The 13,848-nt window shown below is 61.3% G+C and carries 12 protein-coding genes; 5 read left to right on the plus strand and 7 right to left on the minus strand.

Features of this window, described 5'->3' with window-relative positions; all coding sequences use genetic code 11:
* Window positions 1-15 precede the first annotated feature (15 nt).
* On the plus strand, window positions 16-1,494 hold the full coding sequence (locus tag LOY31_RS25550; protein ID WP_258712377.1) for a hypothetical protein: 1,479 nt from the start codon (window positions 16-18) through the stop codon (window positions 1,492-1,494).
* A 12-nt stretch (window positions 1,495-1,506) separates the two neighbouring features.
* Here LOY31_RS25550 and LOY31_RS25555 read toward each other — a convergent pair whose 3' ends face one another.
* From LOY31_RS25555 to LOY31_RS25565, 3 genes are read right to left on the minus strand one after another with little or no spacing between them, the layout of a single operon-like run.
* Window positions 1,507-2,097, minus strand: a complete 591-nt coding sequence (locus LOY31_RS25555; RefSeq protein WP_085608768.1) for an LON peptidase substrate-binding domain-containing protein — start codon at window positions 2,095-2,097, stop codon at window positions 1,507-1,509.
* A gap of 10 nt (window positions 2,098-2,107) precedes the next feature.
* The gene (locus LOY31_RS25560) at window positions 2,108-2,824 is read right to left on the minus strand and encodes an LrgB family protein (RefSeq protein WP_007958637.1); all 717 of its coding nucleotides are present in this window, start codon (window positions 2,822-2,824) and stop codon (window positions 2,108-2,110) included.
* Window positions 2,824-3,186 carry a CidA/LrgA family protein gene (locus LOY31_RS25565; protein WP_007958636.1) on the minus strand — a complete coding sequence of 121 codons (363 nt, stop codon included), beginning with the start codon at window positions 3,184-3,186 and terminating at the stop codon, window positions 2,824-2,826. The genes LOY31_RS25560 and LOY31_RS25565 overlap by 1 nt, the downstream gene beginning before the upstream one ends.
* 193 nt (window positions 3,187-3,379) lie before the next feature.
* Between LOY31_RS25565 and LOY31_RS25570 the strand changes: the two genes are divergently transcribed.
* From LOY31_RS25570 to LOY31_RS25585, 4 genes are all read left to right on the plus strand, one after another.
* The gene (locus tag LOY31_RS25570) at window positions 3,380-3,835 is read left to right on the plus strand and encodes a MaoC family dehydratase (protein WP_007909575.1); all 456 of its coding nucleotides are present in this window, start codon (window positions 3,380-3,382) and stop codon (window positions 3,833-3,835) included.
* A gap of 110 nt (window positions 3,836-3,945) precedes the next feature.
* Entirely contained in the window at window positions 3,946-5,673 is a 1,728-nt protein-coding gene (locus LOY31_RS25575; RefSeq protein WP_258712379.1) for a C13 family peptidase, read from the plus strand.
* A 27-nt stretch (window positions 5,674-5,700) separates the two neighbouring features.
* Window positions 5,701-6,342, plus strand: a complete 642-nt coding sequence (locus LOY31_RS25580) for an oxidoreductase (RefSeq protein ID WP_007958634.1) — start codon at window positions 5,701-5,703, stop codon at window positions 6,340-6,342.
* Between the two features lie 244 nt (window positions 6,343-6,586).
* Window positions 6,587-9,169, plus strand: coding sequence for a hypothetical protein (locus LOY31_RS25585; protein WP_258712380.1), 2,583 nt, complete (start codon window positions 6,587-6,589; stop codon window positions 9,167-9,169).
* Window positions 9,170-9,210: 41 nt separating this feature from the next.
* Here the strand turns inward: LOY31_RS25585 and LOY31_RS25590 are convergent, their stop codons facing one another.
* The 4 genes from LOY31_RS25590 to LOY31_RS25605 form a co-directional block, all read right to left on the minus strand.
* Window positions 9,211-9,495, minus strand: a complete 285-nt coding sequence (locus tag LOY31_RS25590; RefSeq protein WP_064382190.1) for a YceK/YidQ family lipoprotein — start codon at window positions 9,493-9,495, stop codon at window positions 9,211-9,213.
* Window positions 9,488-10,135, minus strand: a complete 648-nt coding sequence (gene ubiX / locus LOY31_RS25595; protein ID WP_039771880.1) for a flavin prenyltransferase UbiX — start codon at window positions 10,133-10,135, stop codon at window positions 9,488-9,490. The genes LOY31_RS25590 and ubiX overlap by 8 nt, the downstream gene beginning before the upstream one ends.
* Window positions 10,132-11,481: a UDP-N-acetylmuramate:L-alanyl-gamma-D-glutamyl-meso-diaminopimelate ligase gene (gene mpl, locus LOY31_RS25600; RefSeq protein ID WP_007958628.1), complete on the minus strand. Its 1,350-nt coding sequence runs from the start codon at window positions 11,479-11,481 to the stop codon at window positions 10,132-10,134. The genes ubiX and mpl overlap by 4 nt, the downstream gene beginning before the upstream one ends.
* A gap of 193 nt (window positions 11,482-11,674) precedes the next feature.
* Entirely contained in the window at window positions 11,675-13,591 is a 1,917-nt protein-coding gene (locus LOY31_RS25605; protein WP_221535122.1) for a sigma-54-dependent Fis family transcriptional regulator, read from the minus strand.
* Window positions 13,592-13,848 lie beyond the last annotated feature (257 nt).

Consider the following 13,848-nt stretch of genomic DNA (forward strand, 5'->3'; position numbering starts at 1 on the left):
TTGCCGAAAATCGAAGTGTCTGACCTGCCGGTCGCTTCTCGTGAAACGTCGACCGGACTGGACAGTTACCGTTTGAACTCCGGATTGCTGCGCAACCTGCAACCGGCCAACGAGGAGGGTCTGCGCTACATCGTCGGACGCGCATTCGTCGATGTGAAAGACAGCGGCACGGTCTATGTGGAGTTCGATGCGAACCTGGGCACCTATCGGGTAATGGATCTGTACAAAAAGTTGTCTCCCGGGCCGGCGCTCTACAGAAATACCGGTGAATCGACATGGAGCCCGGCCTCAAACAACCCCGTGAAACGCCCCTACCCAGAGGCCGGTGACACCGATACACACGTACCAGCCAAACATCCGCTGACTTCGCCACTGTCGGCACATGAAGCCACTACCCGATTGCTGAACGACTCACTGCTCAAGATGTATCCGCTGATGACGTTCGGCCAGCGCGTCGAATTTTTGCGCGCCTATAACCTGTCGCCACGCCAACACATCCGGTTGCACAGTGATCTGACCGCCAATCCCCGGGTGATGCCGGAGTGGGCCGAGCAGCATCACTTACGCTCCCGGGACGAGAACGATCCGACCCGCTTCGATCAACTACAGGAGGAAATCGAACCACTGCTCCTACCCGTGAGGAACGGAACACTGCGCAGCGATCTGGTCGACTTCGACAAAAGCGTCACCCGGGAATTTCTCGATGCTTTTCTGACCCGACTCGGTTACCTGCGAAACAGCAGCGACTGCCTGTACCGCACGGATATTCCGGGCCTGTTCAGGGCCGATGAACGCACGCCTTTCGAGCTCTACAACGACGGACGCATGCTGCCGCGCTTGAAACACCCGCGCGGCGCCACGACCGAAAAACCGATCAGTGCCACGGTCAGCCACAAGCTGGTCAAGAGGTATGGCGCCAGGGGCACCAAGGCTCCCGATCCGGAGTACCTGCGTTACAACAGTCAGAGAAACAAATATCCCGGCAAGAAACCGGGTGAATCGGACAACGAGTCGGGGAACTCCGACAACGACTGGTCCGATGCATCGGACGTGGAACTGGACACCGAACGCAATTACGAGACGATCCGCCACGATCAGCAGTTCATCTTCTCTTACGTCATCGATACGCGAAGGATGGAGGTGGTCCTCAACGAGGAGAACCACTTGCTCAATCTGGCGGCACTGGAAAAGAACGCCTGGTTTCCCGAGGACGAACTCGAAGCCCTGATTTCAACGTCCAGGCGAGGCATCGAATCAGAGCGTCTGTGGCTGCTCGACTCGACGTTCACCCGCGCCGCGAAGGTCGACGACGTTGCCGCCCTCGCTCAAAGCAGCTACATCGGCAATGACATCGAAGCGCGGACCCACAGTGGCGTTTCCAATCAACATGAATACGACGCTTTGATCGATGCGGTGGCCAAGGCCGGCAAGCCGATCCTTTCATTGCCGAGCGGCAAGGACTGGTTCGCCAACGACATCGTCTGGCCGGAATAACCGGGCTGAGTCTTAAGCGAACAACTCGCCCTGCAACTCATCGAGCAGCGCCTGGATCGCATCCAGTCGCTGCTGCGGGTCGTCGAGTTGCAACAGGTCGATCTTGTCTTCCTCGGCGAACGGCAGCAGATACGCCAGCTGATTGGCCAGCGATTGCTGCCCCGCTGCTTCGATGCCCATGTTCAGCGCCTCGACCATCGGGTGTTCGGCCAGGGCCTTGAGCAACGCCACCAGATCGGCGTCCTCATCCTGCAACGGTTGCTCGGGTTCTTCGTCCAGCCACTCGACCTCGGCCATGATCAGTTGATCGCGTTGCACGTCGGTGCGCTGCACGATGAACCGGCGCCCGCCCTGCACCCGGATACCCAGCAGTCCGTTGTCCTGCTGCTGGAAATCGGTGATCCGCGCTTCGCACCCGACCATGGCGAAACCTTCCGGCGCGACGCCGACTTCGCTGCCCTCCAGGATGCACACCACGCCGAACCCGCCGCCCTGTTTCATGCAGCGGCCGATCATGTCCAGGTAGCGCGCCTCGAAGATCTGCAAATCCAGATTGCAGCCGGGAAACAGCACCGTGTTCAGCGGAAAAAGCGGCAGACTCATAGACATTTCCTTACACCACCATCGACACCGCCAACGGCAGGAACACCGCCGTGGCCACGCCCATCAGACTCATCGCCAGCGCCGCGAAGGCGCCGCACTCATCGCTTTCCTGCAACGCCACCGACGTGCCGACTGCATGCGCCGTCATGCCCAGCGCCATGCCGCGCGCCTCCGGGCTGTGCACGCCGAGTCGGGTCAGCAGCGCCGGACCGAAGATCGCGCCGATCACCCCGGTGATCAACACAAACACCGCCGCCAATGCTGCGACACCGCCGATCTGCTCGGCCACCAGCATGGCGATCGGCGAGGTCACCGATTTGGGCGCCATGGTCATCAGGATCATGTGATCGGCACCGAACCACCAGCCCAGCGCCACGCCCATACCCGTGGCGACCACGCCGCCTATCACCAGCGTAGTAAAAATCGGCCAGAACAATTGACGGATGCGCCGCAGATTCAGATACAGCGGCACCGCCAGCGCAACGGTCGCCGGGCCCAGCAGAATGCTGAGGATCTCGGTGCTCTTGCGGTACTCGGCGTAGGTCAGGCCGCAGCCGACCAGCACGCCGATCACCAACAGCATCGAGACCAGCACCGGTTGCAGAAAGATCCAGCGGGTTTTCTCGAACGCCGCCAGCACCAGTTGATAAGCCCCGAGGGTGATGCCGATGCCGAACAGCGGATGGTGAATCACCGACGCCCAGGCACCTTGCCAGTCGAACAGCATCAGGACTCCTCCGAATGCGGCGCGTGACGCTTGACCAGCCGTTGCATCAGCACGCCGGCGAAGGCCATCGATAGAATCAGCGAGACCACCAGCGCACCGACGATGGCCCAGAAATCCGCGGCTATCGCCGTGGCGTAGACCATCACGCCCACCGCCGGCGGCACCAGCAGCAATGGCAGATAACGCAGCAGACTGCCGGCGGCGAGGTTCAACGGCTCGCCGACTTCACCGCGCACGATCAGAAATACCAGCAACAGCAAAAGGCCGATGATCGGCCCCGGCAGTACCGGCAACAGCAAATGATTGAGGGCCGTGCCGAGCAATTGAAACAGCACCAGCATGGTCAGGCCGCGTAGCAACATCCGTCATCTCCGTCCGACTTCCCGACAAGCACGGGCCGGGCATTATAAGCACGCCTGCGCTATGGATCGGCATTCGCCAAAAGCATGGTCGGTTGACCTGAGCAAATCGCCATGATGATCTACAGTGGTTCGCAGGGCGGTCAAATCCCCCACCTGAAAAACTATAAAACCGATGAACCCAAGGAGAGTCTCAATGCCCTATGTTCCAGTTGCAGAGCTCAAAGATTATGTCGGCAAGGAACTCGGACGTTCCGAATGGCTCACCATCGATCAGGAGCGCATCAACCTGTTCGCCGAAGCCACCGGGGATTACCAGTTCATCCATGTCGACCCGGTCAAAGCCGCGCAAACGCCATTTGGCAGCACCATCGCACACGGTTTCCTGTCGTTGTCGCTGATCCCCAAACTGATGGAAGACATCCTGATCCTGCCGCAAGGCGTGAAGATGGTGGTCAACTACGGCCTGGACAGCGTGCGTTTCATCCAGCCGGTCAAGGTCAATTCCAAGGTCCGGCTCAAGGTCGACCTCGGTGAAGTGACCGAGAAAAAACCTGGCCAGTGGCTGCTCAAGGCCACCGCCACCCTGGAGATCGAAGGCTCGGACAAACCGGCCTACATCGCCGAACCGCTGTCGCTCTGCTTCGTTTAAGCGCCTGGATGCGAAGCGGCTCACGCTGTTTCGCATCCGCTCCTCCCTGCCGGCTGTATAAGGTCACATAGCTGCGGCATACTCGGTCGCCTAATTGCCCGGATCCCGCTATGCGCTCATTCGCTCCTCTTGCTCCCCTTGCCTTGACCCTGTTGCTGGCCGCGTGTGGCGACGGCGAATCGCTGTTGCCGCCGGATGCGCGCCTGCCCGACGGCGGCCGCTATCGCGGTGAACTGGTCGATGGCTTGCTGCAAGGCCAGGGGCGGGTCGACTACCCCAACGGCAGCTGGTACGCCGGGGCGTTCGACAAGGGGCAATGGCATGGCCAGGGCGAATGGCACGGCAGCAATGGCGAGGTCTATCGCGGCAACTTCCAGCAAGGGCTGTTCGACGGCCAGGGCACGTTGACCACCACGGCCGGCAGCTACTCCGGCGGCTTCAAGCTGGGCCGGCGCGACGGCGAAGGCACCCTCAAAGAAAACGCGATGACCTATCGCGGCGAATTCAAGGCCGACCAGTATTCCGGGCTCGGTCGCCTCGAGCTGGACGACGGCAGCTCCTACCAGGGCCAGTTCGCCCACGGCAAACCCAACGGCGAAGGCCAGCGCGGCGATGCCAGCGGCAATCAGTTCACCGGCCACTTCGTCAACGGCCAGCTCGAAGGCAACGGCACCTTCAACAGTGCCGACGGCGACATCTACGTCGGCGGCTTCAAGAACAATCAACTGCACGGCAAGGGTCGCTACGAAAACGCCGATGGCGATGTCTGGCTCGGGCAGTTCAAGGAAGGCGCGCTGACCGGCAAGGGCGAACTGATCGGCGCCGACGGCAGCCACTACGTCGGTTACTTCAATGATTGGCGCTTCAGCGGCCAGGGACGCCTGAACCTGTCCGATGGCAGTTTCTACGTCGGCGGGTTCGACAGCGACAGCTACGCGGGCCGAGGCACGCTGGTGCTGACTGACGGCACGGTACTCAGCGGCACCTGGATCAACGGCCAGCGGGTACGCGATGCCGACGGCAAGTTGCTGCCGGACACCCTAGAACTCGGCCTGCTGGCCCAGGGTCGCCTGCTCGATGAAGCGCTGGCCAATGTGCCGGTCTCGACCCCGGCAGTGGAGCTGTACACCCTGACCCTCGGCGGCGATGGCAAACAGAGCGTGTTCCTGCGTGAATCCGATTACGTGGCCAACATGCTCACCAGCCGTTTCGGCGCGTTTGGCCAGATCCGCCTGGTCAACCATCGCGACCACCTCGGCGACCGGCCGATGGCCACCCGCGAAAACCTGCGCCGCGCAGCGCAGACCCTGGCCGAACGCAGTGGCCCGGAAGATCTGGTGTTCATCTACCTGACCAGCCACGGCACTGCCGAACACGAGCTGGTGCTCGACCAGCCGCGCATGGAACTGGCCGACCTGCCCGCCGACGAACTCGCCGCCGTGCTCGCGCCACTGAAGAACCGCGACAAGATCATCGTCATCTCCTCGTGCTATTCCGGTGGCTTCATTCCGGCGTTGAAGGATGAACGCACGCTGATCATGACTGCCTCGCGCGCCGACCGCGTGTCGTTCGGCTGCTCCGAGGAGGCCAACTTCACCTACTTCGGCGACGCCCTGTTTGCCCAGGCGCTGAACCAGACCGACGACCTGGAACAAGCCTTCAAGCTGGCCAAGGCCACCGTCGCCGAACGGGAATTGGCGGACAGCTTCGAAGCCTCTGAACCGCAGATCTGGGCGCCGAAAACCGTACTGGCACATTGGCAACTGCTGCGTAAACAGCAAGCGAGAAAAGCATTGCAAAGTGCTGCGTTGAACGACGGAGCGATAAAGAGCAACTAAGCTGAACAGTATCAAGGGAGAGACACTATGTACTTGACGCCTCAGCATGTCTTGCTTGCCGGAGCCACCGGATTGACCGGTGAACATCTGCTCGACCGCCTGCTCAACGAGCCGACGATCAGCCGCGTCCTTGCCCCCTCACGCCGGCCGCTGGCCGAACACCCGCATCTGGAAAACCCGGTCGGTGATCCGCAGACCTTCCTGCCGCAACTGGCCGGTCGGGTCGACATCGCCTATTGCTGCCTCGGCACCACGATCAAACAGGCCGGCTCCGAAGAGGCGTTTCGCGCCGTGGATCTGGACATGGTGGTGGCGTTCGCCAAGCGCGCCCGGGAGATGGGCGCACGGCACCTGATCGTGATCAGCGCCCTGGGGGCCGATCGCCGGTCCTCGGTGTTCTACAACCGGGTCAAAGGCGAGATGGAATACGCATTGCGCGCGCAGGACTGGCCGCAACTGACCATTTGCCGGCCATCGCTGTTGCTCGGCGAACGCAGCGAGCCCCGCCTGGGCGAACAGCTCGCCGCGCCATTCTCTAAATTGATTCCCGGCAAATACCGTGGCATCGAAGCCTGCCAACTGGCCCGTGCCATGTGGCGCCTGGCGCTGGAGGAGCAGGATGGCGTGCGGATTGTCGAGTCGGACGAACTGAGAAAACTCGGCAAGTAAGCTCACTCGCCACAGCGGTTCAACGCGGGTCCCGGGTAACCATTTCCAATGAAGCCCGAGGATCTTGCGTGAACTGGCCGACATTCGAAATGAAGTGAATCGAATCAACCCGCGTGTAGTAACTATCTACTACGTGCCCCTTCCCTTTCATGGATAACGTGCCCTCCAGCACACCTGCGTCTACGGCCATTCCGCCACGGGATGACACCACAGCACGTCAGGCAATCAATGAAAGGATTCCTTGATGGCACCGCAAACAAAAACGTCGAAAGGCACCAGCAAAAATACCCCCACCCTCGACAGGACTCCGGAAACGTCGTTGACTCAGCGTCATGATTTCCCGGGTTCGATTCGATTCCCGGAAACAGACAGCGTCAGCCGCCCCACGGAGGCGCCTGCACCCCACTCTTCAAGTGACACATTGCCCGCGATACAGATTCAGGATCTGACCCACCCGGCTGGAGACACCGAAGGAGGATCACCCAGCAACCCACACGCGAGCGGATCGATCCGTCAGTACGAGTTGCCGACGCAATTGCGAACGCTATTGCCTGCCGTCAACACCGAAGGGTTGCGGGTTCACAGGGGGCGCATTTATGCCGAGGTGCAATACACCACGACCACGACGGTCATGGTGGCCTGGGACGAAGGCCTCGGCACCTACCGAGCCATGCGGTCACAGGAAGCGCAGCCCTCGGGCCCCGTCCTGCAATTCGACTCCGAAAGCAATACCTGGCGGGTCGCTGAGCCGCGGATTATCAGTCAGCCCCTCGAGTCCACGGTACACCGGCAGGCAGACAATACCGACGATAACGCAGCACAGCCCCACCTGCAGGGACCGGCCCGGACGCAACCGAACGCTGCACCGATTTACGTAGACACCCAACATTACGTATGGAACGAGAAGGCCAACAATCACCATGGCTATGTGGTCCTGCACCGAAAAATGCGCCGGACCCACGAGGTCGGGCCGCCGCTGCATCATGCGTTCATGGACGAAAGCGGCTCGTTTGTCAGTGTCGAGCCTTCCGCCTCGCGAATCGATCAGCCAGCCGAACTGTTGACAGCCTGGACAGACCGCGATATCTGGGATCTCTACGGGATACAGGGCGCAGAAATCACCCGTTTCCGCAGCGAAGCGCACAGCACCGGCAAGAAACCTCTATGGGCTACCGTTCGGACACAACGGATGGAAAACGCCTATCTGTTTGACGAGCTGTACCGCTGGTCTGGCATGGACATGGATCGCGACCTGTTCAACAGCCTCCTGAACCATCAGAAACGCACGCCCGCCCAATGGGCAGAACACCTCCAGTCCGTCACCTTGCACCGCAGCCCATCTGGCCCGCAAACGCCATTGCCAAGCCCGCCAACACCCGGCTCGCCCTCTCCACGCCCATCAACACCCGACACGTCCAGGACAGCGGACGCCACGCTTGCCTACGGTGATCAGCGCCACTACACCTGGGATCTCGACAAGTCGAATTTCCATGGTTATGTCGAAATGCAGCGCAAGCCTGGCCTGAATGACAATCATGGACCTCTCACCCAACTGGCGTTTCGTGAAGGCGCCAGCCTGATTGTCGTCAAAGCCACCGATTATCCGATCTACAAAGAGAATGTTCTGCGCCCGTTCTGGCGGGACATCGACATCTGGAACCTTTACCGGATCGAAGGACCCGACATCGTGCGCTTTCGTCGGGAGGTTGCGCTCCATCAGAAACCACCTGCCTGGGTCAAACAACGGGAATACCCTTCCCAGCGTGAACAACTGATCGACTACCTGCGGCTGTGGACCAACCCTGATTCTCCGCTCAAAACACGAGAGCAAATCCTCGCCCGGTTCCAGCCCTACAATCTTTCCGTCCAGCAACTAATACGACTGTGCAAGGAGCTGTCGCCGACAGGGCAGTTCAAGAACCTGATCAATGATGAAATGCCTGGATGGGTCAAGACCTATCAGGAACGCACCCGGCTGGTAACCAACGAAAAACTCTTCGAACCGTTTCTGCCGGAAATCGATGCTGAAATCATCCAGCTGAGAAATCAGGGAGAAGGCACCAGCCTGCTGAAGGCGAGTCTGACCGAACCCTTCTTTCAGGAGCTGTTGCGGCTCAGCGGCTTCAAGCGCAACACGCACAATTATCTGTACAGAACCGACATTCCTGCCGTGTTCAAAGTGGATGACCGGACACCTTTCGAAATAGCCCGGCCTGGGGCCATGGTCCCACGCGTGGTATCGGCCGTGGGCGCCACAAGCGAGACGCCCGTCAGTGCAATGTTCAGCCTGAAGACCGCCATGGACTTTGCGAATGAAACCAGAGGAGTGACAGGCATAGAGGCGCACCAGACAACCAGCGGCACTTCGACGCCCCCCGCTCAACGCATCCGGTTTTGCTACCTGCTCGATACCCGCAATGTGGAAGTCGTTGCGGGACAGGACAATCGCGTCTACAACCCGACGCGGCTCGAACGAAGCCCCGCGGACGGCAAAACGTGGTTCCCGAGCATGAAAATGGAGGGGCATGTTTCGATGTCATCGATCGGTTTCACGTCGAGGCGCGTCTGGCTGGTCAACTCAGGCATGACCCGCGCGGCGACAGTGGAAGATATCCATTTGCAGGCGCTGACACACGCCACGGGATCAGATCAGAACCCTGCAGACGTCATCGAAGCCCGCACACGGGCAGGAGAATTGAACCGGGACGAATATGACGGGTTGATCGATGAAGTGGCGAATGCCGGCAAGCGCGTTATCGAATTGCCGGCAGGACAGGACATATTCTCCGACGACATCGTCTTTCCGCCCGAAACGATCACGTTGTAGGGAGCTTCAATAGCACGCCCTTGTGGGGTCGTGCCATTGGCTCATAACCCGCCAGTCGCTTGAAACCCTACACCGATGACCGTCAGCAACGACAACGGCAACAGCAGCGTATCGAGCAATGCGCTGGCCGGCAGATCCACGCCGGGATAGCTCGGTGCCTCGGCGCCGAATCGATCCATCGCGCAACAACCGCCATTCATTGCATACAGATCAAGCCGGGTGCCGGAATACACCACCGGCGCGCCGGGCTTGGCGGCATCCAGCGTGCGCGCCGTGGCGCAGCCGGTCAGTTGCAGCGCCAGCAGGATCGCCAGCAGCTTATTCATCGCTGCTCAGGTGGTGTTCGCCCCAGCGCGGCAGCATGTCCTGGGGAATGCCCAGCAGATTGAGAATCCGCGCCACCACGAAATCGATCAGATCATCGATGGTCTGCGGCTGGTGATAGAAACCCGGCGAGGCCGGCAGGATGGTCACGCCCATGTTCGACAACTTGAGCATGTGCTCCAGGTGAATGCTCGAATACGGCGCTTCGCGCGGCACCAGAATCAACTGGCGACGCTCCTTCAACGTCACGTCCGCCGCCCGCTCGATCAGGTTGTTGCAGGCGCCGGTGGCGATGGCCGACAGCGTACCCGTCGAGCACGGCACCACCACCATGGCGGCCGGGGCGCCGGAGCCCGAGGCCACCGGCGACATCCAGTCTTCCTTGCCGTACACACGGATCTGCCCGGCGGCCGCGCCGGTGTATTCGGTGAGGAACGCCTGCATCATTTGCGGCTTGGCCGGCAGCGACACGTCGGTCTCGGTGGCCATCACCAGTTGCGCGGCCTTGGAGATCAGGAAGTGCACCTCGCGATCCTCGCGCACCAGACAATCCAGCAGGCGCAAACCGTACTGGGCGCCGGATGCGCCGGTCATCGCCAGCGTGATGCGTTCGGGGCCATTGCTCTCGAAACGAGTGTTCATTTCAGCGCCTCGGCGAGTTTGCCGTGCAGGCCGCCGAAGCCGCCGTTGCTCATGATCACCACGTGGGTGCCGGGCTGGGCCTGGCTCTTCACGCGTTCGATGATGCCTTCCAGCGAATCGCTGACGATCGACGGCACGGTGCACAACGCGGCGGTGCCTGCCAGATCCCAACCGAGGTTGGCCGGGGCATACCAGATCACCTGATCGGCATCGACCACGCTGTCCGGCAGACCGTCACGGTGGGCGCCGAGCTTCATCGAGTTGGAGCGCGGCTCGATGATCGCGATCAGCGGCGCATCGCCAATGCGCTTGCGCAGGCCGTCGAGGGTGGTGGCAATCGCGGTCGGGTGGTGGGCGAAGTCGTCGTAGATGGTGATGCCGCGCACCTCCGCGACTTTCTCCATCCGGCGCTTGACGCTCTTGAACGCGCTCAACCCGGCGATGCCCATCGACGGTACAACACCGACGTGACGCGCGGCGGCCAAAGTCGCCAAGGCGTTGGCAACGTTGTGCTGACCGGTCAGTTCCCACTCGACCACGCCTTGGGACACGCCTTCGAACATCACTTCGAATGCCGAGCCGTCGTCTTTCAGCAACTTGACCTGCCACTGACCGCCGGCACCGGTGGTTTGCACCGGGGTCCAGCAGCCCATCTCGATCACGCGCTGCAAGGCCGGTTCGGTGGTCGGATGAATCACCAGGCCTTCGCTCGGGATGGTTCGCACCAAGTGATGGAACTGCCGTTCGATGGCCGGCAGATCGGGGAATATGTCAGCGTGATCGAACTCAAGGTTGTTGAGGATCGCGGTACGCGGACGGTAGTGGACGAACTTCGAACGCTTGTCGAAGAACGCACTGTCGTATTCGTCGGCCTCAATCACGAAGAACGGCGTGCCGCCCAGACGTGCCGACACCGAGAAATTCTGCGGCACGCCGCCGATCAGGAAACCCGGGCTCATGCCGGCATGTTCCAGCACCCAGGCGAGCATGCTGCTGGTGGTGGTCTTGCCGTGCGTACCGGCAACCGCCAGCACCCAGCGACCTTGCAGCACATGGTCGGCCAGCCATTGCGGGCCGGAAACGTACGGCAGGCCTTTGTTCAGCACATATTCCACTGCCGGGTTGCCGCGGGACATGGCGTTGCCGATCACCACCAGATCCGGTGCCGGATCAAGCTGCGCCGGGTCGTAACCCTGGGTCAGCTGAATGCCCTGGGCTTCGAGCTGGGTGCTCATCGGCGGATAGACGTTGGCATCGGAGCCAGTCACGTGATGGCCCAGCTCTTTGGCCAGAACCGCCATCGAGCCCATGAAAGTCCCGCAGATACCCAGAATATGAATGTGCATAGTCGACCTCGTAAAACATGGCCGCAGGTTAGCGCAGGGAGGGGGAAATCGCACTCTTTAGCTGATCACACGACATGATCGTTCCCACGCTCTGCGTGGGAATGCAGCACAGGACGCTCTGCGTCCAAAAGCGGACGCGGAGCGTCCGGGGAGGCGTTCCCACGCAGAGCGTGGGAACGATCGGCAGGAGTATTCAGGCGGTTCGGGCAATCCCGTGCTTGCGCAGTTTTCTATAAAGCGTATTGCGACTGACACCCAGTTGCTGCGCCGTGTGGGTCATGTGCCAGCGCGCGTGTTCCAGCGCATTGAGCAAAGTCAGCCGCTCGGCATCTTCCAGCGGATGTTCAGATGACGATTCATCGGTTTTTACCAGCAACGGCTGCACCTGCCGAAACATCGCCGGCAGATCATCCAGCCCGATCCGCCCTTCATCGCACAACGCCGCCAGCGTGCGCAGCACATTGCGCATCTGCCGCACATTGCCCGGCCAGTTGAACCCGAGCAACGCCTGACGCGCCGGTTCGTCGATCAGGATCGTTTCCCCGCCCGCCTCTTCGGCCAGCAGGAAATCCAGCAGCTGCGACTTGTCACTGCGCTCGCGCAACGGCGGCAGCGCCACTTCCAGCCCGTTGAGCCGGTAATAAAGGTCTTCACGGAAACTGCCATCGCCGACCCGCTCCAGCAAATTGCGGTGGGTGGCACTGATGATCCGCACGTTGACCGCTTCCGGCTCGCCGCCGATCGGCACCACTTGCCGGTCTTCGAGCACCCGCAAAAGCCGGGTTTGCAGTGCCAGCGGCATGTCGCCGATTTCATCGAGGAACAGCGTGCCGCCATCGGCCTGCTGCAACTTGCCGCGCATGCCGTCCTTGCGCGCACCGGTGAAACTGCCGCCGCGATAACCGAACAGTTCGCTCTCGATCAGGCTTTCGGGAATTGCCGCGCAGTTGAGAGCAACGAATGCTTTGCCGGCGCGCTGACTGGCATTGTGCACAGCCTTGGCGAATGCTTCCTTGCCGGAGCCGGTTTCGCCGTTGATCAGCAGCGGCACGTCACGCTCGAACACTCGCAATGACTTACGGAAATCCGCCTGCAACGCCGCATCACCAAGGCAAATGCCCGCAAGACGCGGCGCTTCCACAGGCGCCGGAGCCGGTACTGCTGGCAGCGGCCGACGGGTTTCGCCGCGCAGCACCGCAAACAGATGCCGCCCATCGCGAGTACGCAGCGGCCAACTGGCGCTGGCATTGGCACTGGCGCGCCCGAGCAACTCATCCAGCGAACAATCGAAAAATGCCTCAACCGGTTTGCCGAGCAAGCCGCCGCGAATATGCCCGAGCAGGTTCAATGCGCTCTGATTGACCGCACTGATCCGCCCTTCCCCATCAAACGCCAGCAACCCTTCGCTGAACAGCCCGACGGACTCGGCCTGGAGATGGAAACGCAACAACCATTGGTTATCGAAGCAGCGCAGGAAGTAGCAGCTCTCGATCATCTTCGCCGACAGATTGACCAGCGCCATCGTGTGGAATTGGCTCTGACGCGATACGTCGTGCCGAGCCGAGGAAACGTCGAGCACCGCCAGCAATTCGCCGTGCGGGTCGAACACCGGACTCGCCGAGCAGGTCAGGCCGGTGTGGCGGCCGCGAAAGTGTTCGTCCTGATGAATCGTCAGGGCCTGACGCTCCACCAGGCAGGTACCGATGCCGTTGGTGCCTTCGCAGGCCTCGCTCCAGTCGGAACCCAGCCACAGGCCGGCGCGTTCGAAAATCTTGCGTTCGGCGGGGGCGGTGACGCAGTTGAGGATCACCCCGCGCGCGTCGGTCAGCAGCACCGCGTGGCCGGCGCCGGAGAGTTGTTGATGCAGGCTGCTCATTTCATTGCCGGCGATCTGCAACACCTGTTGCAGCCGTTCGCGGCTTTCGAGAACTCGACCGTGTTCGAGCACGGTCGGCGCCATGGTCAGGGCCGGGTCGAGGTGATAGTCCTCAAGACAACGCAGCCACGAGCGGGCGATCGACGGATCGGCACCGGGGCCATGCAGGTGCGGCTTGCCCTGGGTGACGGTGAGTACCTGTTGGGCATGGCGACTCAAATGGTTGTCGTGCATTTCTTATTATTCTCCCCGAGGCTCATCGGCCCATGCGTGAAGTGGTGCCCAGCATCCTCCAGCCAACCGGTCTTTGCAATGCTGGCAAGACCGCCCGGTCACGGGCTGTGCCAGAAGCGGTACAAACTGTCACCCGGGCTGTACCGATACCGTCACAGACGCTTGCCACTTGTCCGACGGAAATCACGCAAGGCCTTGATTTGCCTGACCTGCACGGCAGTGGCCCGACCTTTGCTCTACGCTTATAGCAAGCGCTC

The organism is Pseudomonas sp. B21-021, from assembly GCF_024749205.1.
In the GTDB taxonomy this organism is placed as follows: Bacteria; Pseudomonadota; Gammaproteobacteria; order Pseudomonadales; family Pseudomonadaceae; genus Aquipseudomonas; species Aquipseudomonas paraglycinae.

What these genes read in the sequence shown, in the direction of transcription:
- LOY31_RS25555 (WP_085608768.1), bottom strand. Translation starts at nt 2,097, where the DNA reads ATGAGTCTGCCGCTTTTTCCGCTGAACACGGTGCTGTTTCCCGGCTGC.
- LOY31_RS25560 (WP_007958637.1), bottom strand. Translation starts at nt 2,824, where the DNA reads ATGCTGTTCGACTGGCAAGGTGCCTGGGCGTCGGTGATTCACCATCCG.
- LOY31_RS25565 (WP_007958636.1), bottom strand. Translation starts at nt 3,186, where the DNA reads ATGTTGCTACGCGGCCTGACCATGCTGGTGCTGTTTCAATTGCTCGGC.
- LOY31_RS25570 (WP_007909575.1), top strand. Translation starts at nt 3,380, where the DNA reads ATGCCCTATGTTCCAGTTGCAGAGCTCAAAGATTATGTCGGCAAGGAA.
- LOY31_RS25575 (WP_258712379.1), top strand. Translation starts at nt 3,946, where the DNA reads ATGCGCTCATTCGCTCCTCTTGCTCCCCTTGCCTTGACCCTGTTGCTG.
- LOY31_RS25580 (WP_007958634.1), top strand. Translation starts at nt 5,701, where the DNA reads ATGTACTTGACGCCTCAGCATGTCTTGCTTGCCGGAGCCACCGGATTG.
- LOY31_RS25585 (WP_258712380.1), top strand. Translation starts at nt 6,587, where the DNA reads ATGGCACCGCAAACAAAAACGTCGAAAGGCACCAGCAAAAATACCCCC.
- LOY31_RS25590 (WP_064382190.1), bottom strand. Translation starts at nt 9,495, where the DNA reads ATGAATAAGCTGCTGGCGATCCTGCTGGCGCTGCAACTGACCGGCTGC.
- ubiX (WP_039771880.1), bottom strand. Translation starts at nt 10,135, where the DNA reads ATGAACACTCGTTTCGAGAGCAATGGCCCCGAACGCATCACGCTGGCG.
- mpl (WP_007958628.1), bottom strand. Translation starts at nt 11,481, where the DNA reads ATGCACATTCATATTCTGGGTATCTGCGGGACTTTCATGGGCTCGATG.
- LOY31_RS25605 (WP_221535122.1), bottom strand. Translation starts at nt 13,591, where the DNA reads ATGCACGACAACCATTTGAGTCGCCATGCCCAACAGGTACTCACCGTC.